The sequence below is a fragment of the Corynebacterium sp. TAE3-ERU30 genome (assembly GCF_019209925.1).
Lineage (GTDB): Bacteria > Actinomycetota > Actinomycetes > Mycobacteriales > Mycobacteriaceae > Corynebacterium > Corynebacterium megadyptis.
This window is the reverse complement of sequence record NZ_JAHUTO010000003.1, coordinates 136,881-151,611: the sequence shown is the minus strand read 5'-3', so window position 1 is coordinate 151,611 and position 14,731 is coordinate 136,881. Positions and strand designations below refer to the sequence as shown.

The 14,731-nt window shown below is 61.5% G+C and carries 19 protein-coding genes; 12 read left to right on the top strand and 7 right to left on the bottom strand.

The window, feature by feature from the left end; all coding sequences use genetic code 11:
* Positions 1-182: 182 nt before the first annotated feature.
* From rpsL to tuf, 4 genes are all read left to right on the top strand, one after another.
* Positions 183-554, top strand: a complete 372-nt coding sequence (gene rpsL / locus KR227_RS06765; RefSeq protein WP_151528973.1) for a 30S ribosomal protein S12 — start codon at positions 183-185, stop codon at positions 552-554.
* Between the two features lie 3 nt (positions 555-557).
* A complete protein-coding gene (rpsG, locus tag KR227_RS06760) occupies positions 558-1,025 on the top strand; it encodes a 30S ribosomal protein S7 (protein WP_151528972.1) in 468 nt (155 codons plus the stop codon).
* A gap of 220 nt (positions 1,026-1,245) precedes the next feature.
* Entirely contained in the window at positions 1,246-3,369 is a 2,124-nt protein-coding gene (gene fusA, locus KR227_RS06755) for an elongation factor G (RefSeq protein WP_218364547.1), read from the top strand.
* Positions 3,370-3,734: 365 nt separating this feature from the next.
* The gene (gene tuf, locus KR227_RS06750; protein ID WP_151528970.1) at positions 3,735-4,925 is read left to right on the top strand and encodes an elongation factor Tu; all 1,191 of its coding nucleotides are present in this window, start codon (positions 3,735-3,737) and stop codon (positions 4,923-4,925) included.
* A 501-nt stretch (positions 4,926-5,426) separates the two neighbouring features.
* Here tuf and KR227_RS06745 read toward each other — a convergent pair.
* The 7 genes from KR227_RS06745 to KR227_RS06715 all read right to left on the bottom strand — a co-directional run bounded on the left by KR227_RS06745 (position 5,427) and on the right by KR227_RS06715 (position 9,730).
* Positions 5,427-6,047 carry a hypothetical protein gene (locus tag KR227_RS06745; RefSeq protein ID WP_218364545.1) on the bottom strand — a complete coding sequence of 207 codons (621 nt, stop codon included), beginning with the start codon at positions 6,045-6,047 and terminating at the stop codon, positions 5,427-5,429.
* Complete coding sequence (locus KR227_RS06740; protein WP_151549460.1) at positions 6,048-6,569, bottom strand: DUF6286 domain-containing protein; 522 nt, start codon at positions 6,567-6,569, stop codon at positions 6,048-6,050. It lies immediately after the preceding gene.
* A complete protein-coding gene (locus KR227_RS06735; protein ID WP_218364544.1) occupies positions 6,566-7,549 on the bottom strand; it encodes a hypothetical protein in 984 nt (327 codons plus the stop codon). The genes KR227_RS06740 and KR227_RS06735 overlap by 4 nt, the downstream gene beginning before the upstream one ends.
* Before the next feature lie 3 nt (positions 7,550-7,552).
* Positions 7,553-7,741, bottom strand: coding sequence for a hypothetical protein (locus KR227_RS06730; protein ID WP_218364543.1), 189 nt, complete (start codon positions 7,739-7,741; stop codon positions 7,553-7,555).
* Between the two features lie 62 nt (positions 7,742-7,803).
* The gene (locus tag KR227_RS06725; protein WP_151549463.1) at positions 7,804-8,115 is read right to left on the bottom strand and encodes a hypothetical protein; all 312 of its coding nucleotides are present in this window, start codon (positions 8,113-8,115) and stop codon (positions 7,804-7,806) included.
* Between the two features lie 38 nt (positions 8,116-8,153).
* Positions 8,154-8,609, bottom strand: coding sequence for an Asp23/Gls24 family envelope stress response protein (locus KR227_RS06720; RefSeq protein ID WP_218364542.1), 456 nt, complete (start codon positions 8,607-8,609; stop codon positions 8,154-8,156).
* 377 nt (positions 8,610-8,986) lie between these two features.
* Positions 8,987-9,730, bottom strand: coding sequence for a trypsin-like serine protease (locus KR227_RS06715; protein WP_218364541.1), 744 nt, complete (start codon positions 9,728-9,730; stop codon positions 8,987-8,989).
* Between the two features lie 773 nt (positions 9,731-10,503).
* Between KR227_RS06715 and rpsJ the strand changes: the two genes are divergently transcribed.
* From rpsJ to rpsC, 8 genes are read left to right on the top strand one after another with little or no spacing between them, the layout of a single operon-like run.
* Positions 10,504-10,809: a 30S ribosomal protein S10 gene (gene rpsJ, locus KR227_RS06710; protein ID WP_003854291.1), complete on the top strand. Its 306-nt coding sequence runs from the start codon at positions 10,504-10,506 to the stop codon at positions 10,807-10,809.
* A gap of 32 nt (positions 10,810-10,841) precedes the next feature.
* Positions 10,842-11,498 (top strand): 50S ribosomal protein L3, encoded by a 657-nt coding sequence (gene rplC / locus KR227_RS06705; RefSeq protein WP_151528962.1) that lies wholly within the window; start codon positions 10,842-10,844, stop codon positions 11,496-11,498.
* The gene (gene rplD / locus KR227_RS06700; RefSeq protein WP_151528961.1) at positions 11,495-12,148 is read left to right on the top strand and encodes a 50S ribosomal protein L4; all 654 of its coding nucleotides are present in this window, start codon (positions 11,495-11,497) and stop codon (positions 12,146-12,148) included. Before rplC ends, rplD begins: the two co-directional genes overlap by 4 nt.
* Positions 12,148-12,456: a 50S ribosomal protein L23 gene (rplW, locus tag KR227_RS06695; RefSeq protein ID WP_151528960.1), complete on the top strand. Its 309-nt coding sequence runs from the start codon at positions 12,148-12,150 to the stop codon at positions 12,454-12,456. Before rplD ends, rplW begins: the two co-directional genes overlap by 1 nt.
* Positions 12,457-12,489: 33 nt before the next feature.
* Positions 12,490-13,326 (top strand): 50S ribosomal protein L2, encoded by an 837-nt coding sequence (gene rplB / locus KR227_RS06690; protein ID WP_218364540.1) that lies wholly within the window; start codon positions 12,490-12,492, stop codon positions 13,324-13,326.
* A gap of 15 nt (positions 13,327-13,341) precedes the next feature.
* Positions 13,342-13,620 (top strand): 30S ribosomal protein S19, encoded by a 279-nt coding sequence (rpsS, locus tag KR227_RS06685; RefSeq protein ID WP_018018662.1) that lies wholly within the window; start codon positions 13,342-13,344, stop codon positions 13,618-13,620.
* A gap of 3 nt (positions 13,621-13,623) precedes the next feature.
* Entirely contained in the window at positions 13,624-13,983 is a 360-nt protein-coding gene (gene rplV / locus KR227_RS06680) for a 50S ribosomal protein L22 (protein WP_151528959.1), read from the top strand.
* A 2-nt stretch (positions 13,984-13,985) separates the two neighbouring features.
* Positions 13,986-14,729, top strand: a complete 744-nt coding sequence (gene rpsC, locus KR227_RS06675; RefSeq protein ID WP_018018664.1) for a 30S ribosomal protein S3 — start codon at positions 13,986-13,988, stop codon at positions 14,727-14,729.
* Positions 14,730-14,731 lie beyond the last annotated feature (2 nt).

Below are 14,731 nucleotides of genomic sequence, written 5' to 3'. Positions count from 1 at the left end.
CCGAAGACTGCGTAGAGGGCACAGTGGGCGCAAGCCCGCAGTGTTCACTGAGGGACTGCTAGGCGGACGCCTCCTGCGGCCGCCGGTGATGTCCTTGTGGAGTAGCTCCAGCACCATAGCCTCACCATGGGAATCCAGGTAGCTGTCTATTCGACGCGCTAGTCAGATACAGAAAGAAGTTCATGCCAACTATTCAGCAGCTGGTCCGCAAGGGCCGACATGATAAGACCGCAAAGGTGAAGACCGCGGCTCTTAAGGGCTCTCCGCAGCGCCGTGGCGTGTGCACCCGTGTGTACACCGTCACCCCGAAGAAGCCGAACTCCGCACTTCGTAAGGTCGCCCGTGTGCGTCTGACCTCCGGTATCGAGGTGTCCGCCTACATTCCGGGCGAGGGCCACAACCTGCAGGAGCACTCCATGGTGCTCGTGCGTGGTGGTCGTGTGAAGGACCTCCCCGGTGTTCGTTACAAGATCGTGCGCGGCGCACTTGACACCCAGGGTGTGAAGGACCGCAAGCAGGCACGTTCCCGCTACGGTGCGAAGAAGGAGAAGTAAAATATGCGTAAGGGCAAGGCACCTGTACGTCCTGTAGTTAAGGACCCGATTTACAACTCCGAGCTCGTCACCCAGCTGATCAACAAGGTTCTGCTGGACGGCAAGAAGTCCACCGCTGAGCGCATCGTCTACAGCGCTCTCGAGATCTGCAAGGAAAAGACCGGCACCGATCCGGTGGGCACCTTGGAGAAGGCTGTTGGAAACATCAAGCCCGACCTCGAGGTTCGTTCCCGCCGCGTGGGTGGCGCCACCTACCAGGTTCCGGTCGAGGTTCGTCCCGGCCGTGCAACCACTCTCGCGCTCCGCTGGATGGTGACCTTCACCCGTCAGCGCCGCGAGCACACCATGGTTGATCGTCTCGCTAATGAGATCCTCGACGCCGCAAACGGCCTCGGTGCTTCCGTGAAGCGCCGCGAGGACACCCACAAGATGGCTGAAGCTAACCGCGCATTCGCCCACTACCGCTGGTAGTGTCATTTTTCGTGTCCTGCTTGATGGGCGCCCCACTGGGAGATGCTTGGCATCTCACTGGTGGGGGCGAGCCCGAACAGCACGGGCGATGAGCCGCCATAGAGATGGCGTCGACTAGCTAACGGGCGATACGCTCGCGCGGATAGCTGAGAATGAGACAACTGTATCCACTCAGGGCGCCATTTGGCGGCCTACACCAACCAACAATTGGGGATTTACTGTGGCACAAGAAGTGCTTAAGGATCTAAAGAAGGTCCGCAATATCGGCATCATGGCCCACATCGATGCCGGTAAGACCACCACCACCGAACGTATTCTGTTCTACACCGGTATTAACCGTAAGGTCGGCGAGACCCACGACGGTGCCTCCACCACCGACTGGATGGAGCAGGAGAAGGAACGCGGCATCACCATTACCTCCGCAGCAGTGACCTGCTTCTGGGAGGGTAACCAGATCAACATCATCGACACCCCGGGTCACGTTGACTTCACCGTTGAGGTGGAGCGCTCCCTGCGCGTGCTCGATGGCGCTGTTGCTGTCTTCGACGGCAAGGAAGGCGTTGAGCCGCAGTCCGAGCAGGTGTGGCGTCAGGCTGCAAAGTATGACGTTCCGCGTATCTGCTTCGTGAACAAGATGGACAAGATGGGTGCGGACTTCTACTTCACCGTCCAGACCATCGTGGACCGCCTGAACGCGAAGCCGCTCGTTATGCAGCTCCCGATCGGTGCTGAGGACGACTTCGACGGCGTCGTCGACCTGCTCGAGATGAAGGCCCTCACCTGGCGTGGCAAGACCGATATCGGTACCGAAGCCACCGTCGAGGAGATCCCGGCCGATCTGCAGGAGAAGGCCGAGGAGTACCGCGAGAAGCTGCTCGAGGCCGTGGCTGAGTCCGACGAAGAGCTCATGGAGAAGTACTTCGGCGGCGAAGAGCTGACCATGGACGAGATCAAGGGCGCCATCCGCAAGATGACCGTCAACTCCGAGATCTACCCCGTGTACTGCGGTACCGCCTACCGCAACAAGGGTGTCCAGCCGCTGCTCGACGCTGTTGTGGACTTCCTGCCGAACCCGCTCGACGTGGGCGAGGTCGTGGGCCACAAGGTGGGCGAGGAAGAGGTCAAGCTGACCCGCAGGCCCTCCGACGATGCCCCGCTGTCCGCTCTTGCCTTCAAGATCGCAGCGCACCCGTTCTTCGGTAAGCTCACCTTCATCCGCGTGTACTCCGGTACCGCCGAGCCGGGCGAGCAGGTCCTGAACTCCACCAAGGACCGCAAGGAGCGCGTGGGCAAGATGTTCCAGATGCACGCCAACAAGGAGAACCCTGTTGAGAAGGCACACGCTGGTAACATCTACGCCTTCATTGGCCTGAAGGAGACCACCACTGGTGACACTCTCTGTAACGCCAATGACCCGATCATCCTCGAGTCCATGGACTTCCCGGATCCCGTGATCCAGGTGGCCATCGAGCCGAAGTCCAAGGCCGACCAGGAGAAGCTGGGTACCGCTATCCAGAAGCTGGCCGAAGAGGACCCGACCTTCACCGTGAACCTGGACGAGGAGTCCGGCCAGACCGTCATCGGCGGTATGGGCGAGCTGCACCTCGACGTCCTGGTGGACCGCATGAAGCGCGAGTTCAAGGTTGAGGCCAACGTGGGTGCCCCGCAGGTGGCGTACCGCGAGACCATCCGCAAGCCCGTGGAGAAGCTCGAGTACACCCACAAGAAGCAGACCGGTGGTTCCGGTCAGTTCGCGAAGGTCATCATCTCCATCGAGCCCTACGCACCCGATGCAGAGGAGCTCGAAGAGGGCGAGTCCGCAACCTACGCATTCGACAACCAGGTCACTGGTGGCCGCATCCCGAAGGAGTACATCCCCTCCGTGGACGCCGGTATCCAGGACGCTATGCAGTACGGCTTCCTCGCTGGCTTCCCGCTGGTGAACATCAAGGCCACCCTGCTCGACGGCCAGTACCACGAGGTTGACTCCTCTGAGATGGCCTTCAAGCTCGCCGGTTCCCAGGCGCTGAAGGAAGCTGTTGCCAAGGCAAAGCCGGCACTGCTCGAGCCGCTGATGGCCGTCGAGGTCATCACCCCCGAGGAGTACATGGGCGAGGTTATTGGCGATATCAACTCCCGCCGTGGCCAGGTTCAGTCCATGGACGACCGCTCCGGCGCGAAGGTTGTCAAGGCCCTCGTTCCGCTGTCCCAGATGTTCGGTTACGTCGGTGACCTGCGTTCGAAGACTCAGGGTCGTGCTAACTACACGATGATCTTCGATTCCTACGCAGAGGTTCCCACCAACGTGGCGCAGGACATCATCGCCGAGCGCACCGGCGCCTAAGCTCCGGCTGTGCCCTGGTTTCCAGCTAGGTTTATGCCAGACCTAGCCGGGAACTGCGGGTAACGGCCCGCTGAGCGGGCACTCTATCCATGAGAGACCCGTTGAGCAGGCCGTTACCTGCGTTGGCCCACACGCACCCATATCCTTATCCATCAGGGACGAAGGACGATGGTGGCGATGGGCCGGAATGGAAGTGAGGATGGTTTGAAATCTGCCATCACCACACCTATTATCATGTAACTGGCAATAAATGACCCGCTATATCTTCTTCAGCGAGATGCAACCGCATTGAGCCAATGAGGAAATAGCAAACAACTTGTGGCTGCGAGAGTCGTAGCCACCGCGAAGTCCAGGAGGACACAGAAGTGGCAAAGGCTAAGTTCGAGCGTAACAAGCCGCACGTAAACATCGGTACTATCGGTCACGTCGACCACGGTAAGACCACCACCACCGCAGCTATCACCAAGGTTCTGGCAGAGAAGTTCCCGGAGCTGAACGAGGCTTCCGCTTTCGAGGCGATTGACAACGCCCCCGAGGAGCGCGAGCGCGGTATTACCATTAACGTTTCTCACGTTGAGTACGAGACCGAGAAGCGCCACTACGCACACGTGGACGCCCCGGGCCACGCCGACTACATCAAGAACATGATTACCGGCGCTGCTCAGATGGACGGCGCAATCCTCGTGGTTGCCGCTACTGACGGCCCCATGCCGCAGACCCGTGAGCACGTGCTGCTCGCTCGCCAGGTTGGCGTGCCCTCCATCCTCGTTGCACTGAACAAGTGCGACATGGTGGATGACGAGGAAATCGTCGAGCTCGTCGAGATGGAGGTCCGCGAGCTGCTGGCCGACCAGGAGTACGACGAGGAAGCACCGATCGTTCACATCTCCGCTCTGAAGGCTCTCGAGGGCGACCAGAAGTGGGTTGACTCCGTTGCTGAGCTCATGCAGGCTTGCGATGACTTCATCCCGGATCCGGTCCGCGAGACCGACAAGCCCTTCCTGATGCCGATCGAGGACATCTTCACCATCACCGGCCGCGGCACCGTGGTTACCGGTCGTGTGGAGCGCGGCAAGCTCGAGGTCAACGACGAGGTCGAGATCCTGGGTATCCGCGAGAAGTCCCAGAAGACCACCGTCACCGGTATCGAGATGTTCCGCAAGATGATGGACTACACCGAGGCTGGCGACAACTGTGGTCTGCTTCTGCGTGGTACCAAGCGCGAGGACGTCGAGCGTGGCCAGATTGTGGCCAAGCCGGGCGCCTACACCCCCCACACCCAGTTCGAGGGTTCCGTCTACGTCCTGTCCAAGGACGAGGGCGGCCGCCACACCCCGTTCTTCGACAACTACCGTCCGCAGTTCTACTTCCGCACCACCGACGTTACCGGTGTCGTGAAGCTTCCCGACGGTGTCGAGATGGTTATGCCTGGCGACAACGTTGACATGTCCGTCGAGCTGATCCAGCCCGTCGCCATGGACGAGGGTCTGCGCTTCGCTATCCGTGAGGGTGGCCGCACCGTGGGCGCTGGTCGCGTTACCAAGATCATCAAGTAATGATCCTCGCCTCCTAGCCGGCACATAGCTGCTCGCTAGAGCGAACTAATCCCCCTAGGTTCTCCTAGGGGGATTTTTCATGCCCGGACGCCGCCGCTCGCACCAGCGCAGCAGTCACGTGCCCCGCGCACCATCCTGTGGCGCGGTGCCAGTGTGGACACGGCAGAGGGAGATGGCCCAGCACGCCCATGCAGCCGCCACGGGGTATCTCAGCGCCGCTGAGTGGTTGCTGGTGGTTCCCAGGGGTCACCACGAGAGAGAAATACGCAGAGAGCATCGCCCACGCGCATGTGCGGCGGACCATGCCCCCACACCATCGCGGCTGCGCGGCGCACAGGCGCAGCCTCGCGGCGGGCACTGTGACGCAAGGGGAGTACGCACTGCACGCGCGGGCCGCCGCAGCTGCGGTGTGCGGGCCAGAGACGCAGCAGCGCCCCTGCTCGCCGTAGCGAGAGGGGCGCTGGTGGTACAACACCACCATCTGAGGAAGCCCGAGGGCTCCTAGACGGTGCTATTGGTGGAGATGCGGCGCTGATTCGGCAGCATCTCTAGGATGTAGCGGATCGCGATCTTGGTTTCCGGCAGAGCCTCGTCGAGGCTGTGGCGGATGGAGTCGAGCTCCGGGAGCAGGCCGCTGTGGAGCGAGGCCGGCTTCGCCAGGATCGTGAACTGCATGGTGGGCTCGGAGCGATCGAAGTACACCTTGGTGCGGACGCGCTCCACGCCGTCGATGGTCTCGATGGAGTCTGCGGCGGCATCGGCGAGGTCAGCGACCTCGACGCTAATGCGACCGTGCAGATCCTCGGTACCGCCGAGTCCCGTGCCGGCAGCCTCTACCGAATCCCGGGAGGCAGTGCCTCGGGAGAAACGATGGGTGCGCAGGTTGGCGATGATCAGCGGCAATCCGATGAGGACGGCCACGGCGATGGTCACGGCCAGACCGATGATCCAGCCGGTGCCCTCCACGGCGTCGGGCCAATTGGGGATGTCCAGCCATGCGAAGATGTCTTGGGCCCACTGGGCGTCGAAAAGCGCACCGATAAACGGGGCAGCGAAGGCGCCGAGGAGCAGAGCTACGAGGAACACCACGAGACGGTCAATAAAAGAAAGGCGGGTAGTCATCTAGCTTTCCTTTCCGTCGTTGTGAGTGGTGATCTTCAGCTTCATGGAGGAGGAGAGGGCATGAACGTGCTTCTCCTCTTCCGCGCGCAGCTTGTCCAGCATGGCTTCGTCGGCGAAGTCAGTCTGTACCTGCACGCCTGCCTTCTTCTTCCGCACGGTGCTCTCTGCGGCGCGCACCCCAGGAATGCTGAGGGCGGTGGCGGTGAGCAGGCGGGCGAAGTCCACGCGACGAATATGCAGGGTGGTATCACCGTAGCTGTATTCGAGGTGCGTGGTGGAGCGCGGCTTGAATGCGATAAACAGCAGGATCAGGGCAAGTGCGGCGCACGCCCCGGCGACTGCAAACATCCACGTGGCCCACTGATCGACATCGCGCAGATAATTCAGCACGGGTTCGATCCAGCTGCTCTGGTTGGTATCGGAGAGCAGGACCCAAAGTTCCCGGCCGGCGATAGCGCCGGCGGCGACGAGGAGCAGGCCGATGAAGATCGCTACTCCGCGGGCTGCGGGTTGTGCTTTCATCGTGCGGACCTCCTCTGCTGGGGATTGGGCTGGTACACCGCAGTGGGATTAACCACAGGACGGATGGTGGGCTTTTGCGGGTTACGACGCGGCTCGATAAGACGCGGACGCTTCGGCGCGCTCGGGCGGTAAGGCTCGATCGGCTTCGGCGCACGCACCTCCACCACGGGCACGCGGCGGGCCTGCACTGGTGTCAGTGCGGCGCGCTTCGGAGCGCTGGGGTGGAAGGGCTCGGTCGGCTGCGGGCGCTGCGCCGGACGCACGGGCACCGTGTTCACTCGCACCGGAGTGATATCGGGGCGCGGGCGGACACGCGGCGAGTGCGGGGTGGCGCGTTTCGGCGCCTGTACCGGCACCGCGGTGATGCTCTTGGGAGCTTTCACCACGATCGGCTCCTGGCGCTGCGGCGCGCGTACCGGACGCGGCTCGGCGCTGCGATTGACCTCGATGGGCTGCAGCGGGGAACGCTCAGCTACCTCGATCTCAGCGAGCGCAGCACTGTGCTTATCGACGCTCACCTCGCGGCCTTTTACGCCGGGGTAATAGTCAGCGGTGGTGATGGCGGTCAGCTTTTCGGGGCGGCGATTCACCAGCTCCACGGGGGTGGGGATGGGATCGTAGTGGCGTAGCTCCTCGAGAGAGAGTCGCTGTTCGCCACGGACCACGGTGCCAACAACCACGGAGACTGATTCACACTCGTAGTCGAGATAGGTCTTCACCGCGCCGGCGATAGCGCGGCGGGCCATCTCTGCCACAGAGGTCACTGGGGCAGGGAAGGAGCAGGCGATGAAGGCCTCCACAGAGACGGTGCGGTACTCGTTGTCCACGAGGGCGTCGATACGCGGGAAGCTGCGGCGGCCGAGCCGCTCGAGCTTCACTGTGCCGGGGACAGCGTTCAGCGCTTCGAGGATGATCGTGCGAGTGACGCGTTCGTCGATGCTGGTGCGGCCGCGGCCATCAGTAGTACTGGGGGCCGTCACGTGCTATCCCCTTCCGCGATTGTTCACGGAGTCGAATGCGCGTCGCAGGTCGATCTCGCCACCGAAGTGGGACCCGAGGACGCCGCCGAGGGCGCCCAGCGCGAGCGCAAGGAAGAAACCGCCGAAGCCGCCGACAATGCCAGCGAAGGCAAGCGCGAGGCCAATGACGATTCCGAGTTGAAATTTACTCATGGAATGTGTCCTTGAAGTCTAGAAATGATGTGGGGTCCACGCCCTGGGAAGGGGTGAACCCGCTACGCGGCGACGTCGGCGATGGTGACATCGATAGCGCCAGAAACATAAGGGGATGCAACCTCGCGGCACCGTTGTGCCACGCCCTGTAGATCAGAGAGGGCATCCTGGGTGACCACGAGATGGATCTCCAGTCGCTGGTCGCCATTATCGGACGTGCGCTGAGCCAAACCCGGGTAACGAACACCGGGATAAAGAAGCGCAATCTGCCCGTATCGCCCGGAGTGGAGGGAGTCAACCCCGTCCACTCCGAGGAGAGCATCGCTCAGTTCTGCCGCGTGTGTCTGGTCAAGACGATGCGGTGTATGAGACATATGGTTATGAACGCTGATGAGGCTGTTCGCAGTCGCGTTTAGTTGACGCGAGGAGCGGCGGACTCTTCCTCGTCCTCGTTCTCGTCCTTGGGGAGGTTGACGTCGTGAACCACAACGTTGACCTCGGTGACCTTCAGGCCGGTCATGGACTCGATAGCGTCGATAACGTTCTGGCGGATAGCCTCAGCCAGCTCGTGGATGGCTACGCCGTACTCGGCGATGATGGCGACGTCGGCAGCAGCCTCGGTCTCGCCAACCTCAACGTCCACGCCCTGGCGAACGTCGGTGCCAGCGTTGAAGGAGTCGCGCAGAGCGCCAACCATACGAGCAGCGCCGCCGCCCAGGTCGTGCACACCGGAGACCTCACGGGCAGCGATGCCAGCGATCTTGGCGACGACGACGTCGTCGATGCTGGTGCGGCCGCGCTGGGTGTCCAAAACGGAATCCTTCTTGACGTCGATGTCGGTGCCGGTCTTCTTCTCGTTCTCAGCCATGAGAAATTCTCCTTTGTATAAAGTATCGAAAATTCTATGCCGGATCCTTTCTCACCAGAGAATCAATCCTTCGGTGAGACGGCCCAGTATGCAGGGCCGACGGTGTTCGGCATGCGTGCGGACTTAATAATTAAGGCCGCCCTCGCCATCTTAGACCTACCCTGCTGGTTTGGCACCCTTCGCTAGGTATCAGTTCAGTAACGAAGAAAAATAGGCGAAAAAAGAACGCCTTTTACACCTCATATCGCTATTCTTCAATGTTCTTAGTGGAATTCTGTGCGGTTTACCCACATCCGAACGACACGGGATAAACACAACGAAACCCCCGACCATCGCAGGGATGATCGGGGGCGAGGTACGCGGTCGCGCGGCGCTATTTAGCCAAACAGCGGGAAATGGCTCGGGTCCGAGAAGGAATTGACGAGCAGGATGGTGCCGCCGGACAGGGCGCCAATGACGTGGCGCTTTCCGTCCGGGCCGGCCACGTGCAGCGGGCCGCCGGAGTCGCCCTGGATGGTGGGCACAATGGCCACCACGGTGGAGGACTCGGGATCGGAGTAGACGATCACGCCACAGGTACGGCCCAAGGAGCCGCCTTCCTGGCAGACGGTACGGCCGACGAGATCAGGAGTGATGGCCTGCGGCTCGCCGAGCTCCCACGGGGAGTTCCATGCATCGTAGAAGGGATTGCCCTTGACCAGCTCGCTCAGGATGGGGCGGTGGTGCGAATAGGAGTGGATAGTGGTGGTGTCATAGTCCACGTCAGCGGCGAGTGGGAATACCGCAACGTCTTCTACCTGCGGGGGAAGAAGCTCGTTATTGTGGCCGTAGAAGGTCTTGAGCTCAGCCAATTCGGCGTCGGTAGCGAGCACCTGGTTATCGCCGGCGGAGCGCACGGAGACGACATCGGCTTCCTCGAAGCAGTGGCCAGCAGTGACGCCCCAGGCGCGGCCGTTGTTGTCGTGGCGAATATCGGTGAGGGTACAGCCATAGGTGCCATCGGCGGTGTCCATCAAAATAGAATCACCGGCGTGGGTGGTGGCGCTGGCGGCAGGAGCGAAAACGGCGGCTGCGGCCATGATGCCGGCGGCAACAGTGGCGAAAAGGGAGGAGGGCTTCATTAATTTCATTCTGTTCGTTAGCGCCGTGCCGGGCGACCACGTCCCGAGGGGCGTGGGGTGATGTCGCCCTGGAGGGCACGAAGGCACGGCGGAATAGGTAGACGGTCGCGCGCCGCGATGTAGACGGCACATAAGCTGAAACGCGCGCGGGGTACGAAGCGTTACATCGCCCAGTGTTCATAGCTTCTCGGGCGGGGCGTGAGGGCGAGGGGAGGGCGGCGTCGATAAGCGTGCCGCGGAGCGGAAAAGTAGCAACTACTTGCGCTTATCGGGAGCTCTGTGTTTTAATACTTGAGTTGCCTTAACACGGCGGCGCCTCAAAACTGCCCTCTAGCAGGGTGGATAGAGGTTGGCCGACGCTGGTAGGGCAAGCATGAACCACCTTCTGTCGCATCTTCGGATGCGGCCGTAGAGATGGAGTCCGCGCACAAGGTTGCGCGGAGACCGGATCGCGAAGAAGGGGCATGGTAAGTAAACAGCGGCAGTATGGAAACCGGATGAACAATCCCTTCCAGCTTGGATAACTACGGTCATCGTCTCGCTCTCATCCAGTGTGAACTAGGGGGAAGCGGAACTAGCACGTAGGGATACAAAGCACTGGGCGTGATGTTTGCATCATGCACCCAACTTTCTTTCCTACTTTGTGAGAAACCGACAAGTAACACTGGCGTTGCGACCAGCCCCAACTGACCGGCCGGACAACGTTATAGAGAACATGAAAGCGATTCCCACCACTCGAATTCGATGTGGGACAAGCGAGGAAGAGGATTAGCGTGGCGGGACAAAAAATCCGCATTCGGCTCAAGGCCTATGACCATGAGGCGATCGATGCGTCTGCACGCAAGATCGTGGAGACGGTCACCCGCACAGGCGCCCGTGTTGTCGGCCCTGTGCCACTGCCCACTGAAAAGAACGTGTACGCCGTTATTCGTTCTCCCCACAAGTACAAGGACTCTCGCGAGCACTTCGAGATGCGCACGCATAAGCGCCTGATCGATATCCTCGACCCGACGCCGAAGACGGTTGATGCCCTCATGCGCATCGATCTGCCGGCCAGCGTCGACGTGAACATTCAGTGATCGACGAAACTTTTTGGCACGGAGAATAGATAATGAGTGAACAAGAGATCAAGGGCATTCTGGGTACCAAGCTCGGCATGACCCAGGTCTTCGACGAGGAGAACCGCGTTGTACCGGTGACCGTCGTCGAGGCTGGGCCCTGCGTGGTTACCCAGATCCGAACCGTTGAAACCGATGGCTACAACGCCATCCAGATCGCCTATGGCGACATCGACCCTCGCAAGGTGAACAAGCCTGGCGCTGGTCACTTCAAGAAAGCTGGCGTTACCCCTCGCCGCCACCTCACCGAGATTCGTCTCGACGATGTGAGCGGATATGAGGTCGGCCAGGACGTGACCGTGGAGATCTTCGAAGGCATTGACTTCGTGGATGTCACCGGCACCTCCAAGGGCCACGGCTTCGCCGGCGGTATGAAGCGTCACGGCTTTGCTGGCCAGGGCGCAGCCCACGGTAACCAGGCCGCTCACCGCCGCGTCGGTGGCATCGGTGCCTGCGCTACCCCGGGTCGCGTTTTCAAGGGCAAGCGTATGGCTGGACGCATGGGTAACAACCGCGTCACCACCCAGAACCTGAAGGTTCAGAAGATCGACGCCGATTCCAACCTGTTGCTCATCAAGGGTGCTATCCCTGGTGTACGCGGTGGAATCGTAACCGTTAAGACCGCAGTGAAGGGCGGTGCACACGCATGACCAATCTCAAGCTTGACGTCCACACCGCTGACGGTGGCACCGACGGCCAGGTTGAGCTGCCCGCATCCATTTTCGACCAGGACGCCAGCATTGCGCTGATGCACCAGGTTGTGAATGCACAGCTCTCCGCCAAGCGTCAGGGCACTCACTCCACCAAGACCCGCGGCGAAGTCCGCGGCGGTGGTAAGAAGCCGTGGCGCCAGAAGGGCACCGGCCGTGCTCGCCAGGGTTCCATCCGTGCTCCGCACTGGACCGGTGGCGGCATTGTCCACGGCCCCAAGCCGCGTAACTACGCTCAGCGCACCCCGAAGAAGATGATCGCCGCCGCTCTGCGTGGCGCTCTCTCGGACCGCGCTCGTCACGACCGCATCCACGTGGTCTCCGAGCTCGTGCCGGGCCAGGTGCCTTCCACCAAGAAGGCCAAGGGCTTCCTCGAGCGTCTCACCGACCGTCGTCAGATTCTGGTTGTCGTGACTCGCGAGGACATCACCGCGCGCAAGTCCGTCAACAACCTGCCGCACGTTCGTACCCTCGTCGCCGATCAGCTCAACACCTACGATGTGTTGTACTCCGACGACGTCGTCTTCTCGGTTGAGGCACTGAACGCCTTCGTGACCCGCGCACAGCGCGTCGAGAAGGAGGAGAAGTAATGGCTAAGATCGCCAATCCCCGCGACATCATCATCGCTCCGGTTGTCTCCGAGAAGTCGTATGAGTTGATGGAGCAGAACACCTACACCTTCCTGGTGGACCCCCGCGCCAACAAGCGCGCTATCGGTCACGCCATCGAGGAGATCTTCGGTGTCAAGGTGGCTCGCGTCAACACCGCCAACCGTGAGGGTAAGCGCAAGCGCACCCGCACCGGCGGCTACGGCCAGCGCAAGGCAACCAAGCGCGCCTACGTGACTCTGCGCGAAGGCAGCGACGCAATCGACATCTTCGGCGGTTCGGCCGCGTAACCCGCGAGTCGAGACATTAAGGACTGAGAAAGTATGGCTATTCGTAAGTACAAGCCGACTACGCCGGGTCGCCGTCAGAGCTCTGTCTCCCAGTTCGAGGAAATCACTCGTTCCACCCCGGAGAAGTCTCTGCTGCGCCCGCTGAGCAAGACCGGTGGCCGTAACGTACACGGTCACATCACCGTTCGCCACAAGGGCGGCGGACACAAGCGTCGTTACCGCGTGATTGATTTCCGCCGTAACGACAAGGACGGTATTCCGGCCAAGGTCGCTCACATCGAGTACGACCCGAACCGTACCGCCAACATCGCTCTGCTTCACTACGCCGATGGCGAGAAGCGCTACATCGTGGCGCCGAAGAACCTGAAGCAGCACGCGATCGTTGAATCCGGCCCCCATGCTGATATCAAGCCCGGCAACAACCTGCCGCTGCGCAACATCCCGACCGGTACCACCATTCACTGCGTGGAACTGAAGCCGGGCGCTGGTGCCAAGCTGGCTCGTTCTGCTGGTGCCTCGATCCAGCTGCTCGGTAAGGAAGGAAAGTACGCCGTGCTGCGTATGCCCTCCTCCGAGATCCGCCGCGTGGATGTGCGCTGCCGCGCCACCATCGGCGAGGTCGGAAACCAGGATCAGATCAACATCCGCTGGGGCAAGGCTGGCCGTATGCGCTGGAAGGGCGTACGTCCTACCGTCCGCGGTGTCGTGATGAACCCGGTTGACCACCCGCACGGTGGTGGTGAAGGCCGCACCTCTGGTGGTCGCCACCCTGTGTCGCCTTGGGGTAAGAAGGAAGTTCGTACCCGCAAGCCGAACCGTTACAGCAACGACATGATCGTTCGCCGTCGTCGTTCCAACAAGAAGCGTTAAGAGGAGGGAATTTAGATGCCACGTAGCCTCAAGAAGGGCCCGTTCGTCGATGAGCACCTCCTCAACAAGGTGGATGTTCAGAACGAAAACGGTACCAAGAAGGTAATCAAGACCTGGTCTCGTCGTTCCACCATTCTTCCCGATTTCATCGGTCACACTTTCGCCGTCCATGACGGTCGCAAGCACGTGCCGGTGTTCGTGGATGATTCCATGGTGGGCCACAAGCTAGGCGAGTTCGCACCGACCAAGACCTTCAAGGGTCACGTCAAGGATGACAAGAAGGGACGTAGGTAAGCGATGAGTGACCAAATCACTACCGCCCGCGCTACCGCGCGCTTCGTCCGGGTCTCCCCGATGAAGGCACGTCGTGTCGTGGACCTGGTCCGCGGCAAGTCCGTGTCCGAAGCACTCGCGATCCTGAAGTACGCCCCCCAGGGCGCTTCCGATCCGGTCGCGAAGGTCGTTGCTTCCGCTGCGGCTAACGCAGAAAACAACTTTGGTCTGGACCCGAAGACCCTGGTTATCTCCCAGGCATGGGCAGACGAAGGCCCGACCATGCGCCGGATCCGTCCGCGCGCCCAGGGTCGTGCTTTCCAAGTTCGCAAGCGCACCAGCCACATCACTGTGGTTGTCGAGAGCCAGAAGGAAGGTGCCTAAGCATGGGCCAGAAAATCCATCCCCACGGCCTCCGGCTGGGTATCACTTCTGACTGGAAGTCCCACTGGTACGCCGACAAGAACTATGCAGACTACCTCGCTGAGGACATCAAGATCCGCGAGTTCCTCTCCAAGGGTCTTGACCGCGCTGGTATCGCCGATGTTGTCATCGAGCGCACCCGCGATCGCGTCCGCGTCGACATTCACACCGCCCGCCCCGGCATCGTGATCGGCCGTCGTGGTTCCGAGGCCGACCGCATCCGCGGCCAGCTGGAGAAGCTGACCGGCAAGCAGGTCGCCCTCAACATCCTCGAGGTCAAGAACATCGACGCTAACGCTCAGCTGGTGGCTCAGTCCATCGCCGAGCAGCTCGCTAACCGCGTTGCTTTCCGTCGTGCTATGCGCAAGGCCATCCAGTCCGCGATGCGCCAGCCGCACGTCAAGGGCATCAAGGTGCAGTGCGCCGGTCGTCTCGGCGGTGCCGAGATGTCCCGCACCGAGCGCTACCACGAGGGTCGCGTTCCGCTGCACACCCTGCGCGCCGAGATCGACTACGGCACCTACGAGGCCCACACCACCTTCGGCCGCATCGGCGTGAAGGTGTGGATCTACAAGGGTGACGTCGTCGGTGGCAAGCGCGAGTCCGAGCTCAACGCACCGCAGGCCCGTCGTGGCCGCGGCGACCGTCGCGAGCGTCCGCGCCGCGGTGGCCAGCGCCGTCAGCGCGCAGAGAAGAAGGAGGGCTAAAC

Coding starts and splice junctions, on each gene's coding strand:
- rpsL (WP_151528973.1), top strand. CDS start 183: ATGCCAACTATTCAGCAGCTGGTCCGCAAGGGCCGACATGATAAGACC.
- rpsG (WP_151528972.1), top strand. CDS start 558: ATGCGTAAGGGCAAGGCACCTGTACGTCCTGTAGTTAAGGACCCGATT.
- KR227_RS06745 (WP_218364545.1), bottom strand. CDS start 6,047: ATGACTACCCGCCTTTCTTTTATTGACCGTCTCGTGGTGTTCCTCGTA.
- KR227_RS06740 (WP_151549460.1), bottom strand. CDS start 6,569: ATGAAAGCACAACCCGCAGCCCGCGGAGTAGCGATCTTCATCGGCCTG.
- KR227_RS06730 (WP_218364543.1), bottom strand. CDS start 7,741: ATGAGTAAATTTCAACTCGGAATCGTCATTGGCCTCGCGCTTGCCTTC.
- KR227_RS06725 (WP_151549463.1), bottom strand. CDS start 8,115: ATGTCTCATACACCGCATCGTCTTGACCAGACACACGCGGCAGAACTG.
- KR227_RS06720 (WP_218364542.1), bottom strand. CDS start 8,609: ATGGCTGAGAACGAGAAGAAGACCGGCACCGACATCGACGTCAAGAAG.
- KR227_RS06715 (WP_218364541.1), bottom strand. CDS start 9,730: ATGAAGCCCTCCTCCCTTTTCGCCACTGTTGCCGCCGGCATCATGGCC.
- rplC (WP_151528962.1), top strand. CDS start 10,842: ATGAGTGAACAAGAGATCAAGGGCATTCTGGGTACCAAGCTCGGCATG.
- rplD (WP_151528961.1), top strand. CDS start 11,495: ATGACCAATCTCAAGCTTGACGTCCACACCGCTGACGGTGGCACCGAC.
- rplW (WP_151528960.1), top strand. CDS start 12,148: ATGGCTAAGATCGCCAATCCCCGCGACATCATCATCGCTCCGGTTGTC.
- rplB (WP_218364540.1), top strand. CDS start 12,490: ATGGCTATTCGTAAGTACAAGCCGACTACGCCGGGTCGCCGTCAGAGC.
- rpsS (WP_018018662.1), top strand. CDS start 13,342: ATGCCACGTAGCCTCAAGAAGGGCCCGTTCGTCGATGAGCACCTCCTC.
- rplV (WP_151528959.1), top strand. CDS start 13,624: ATGAGTGACCAAATCACTACCGCCCGCGCTACCGCGCGCTTCGTCCGG.
- rpsC (WP_018018664.1), top strand. CDS start 13,986: ATGGGCCAGAAAATCCATCCCCACGGCCTCCGGCTGGGTATCACTTCT.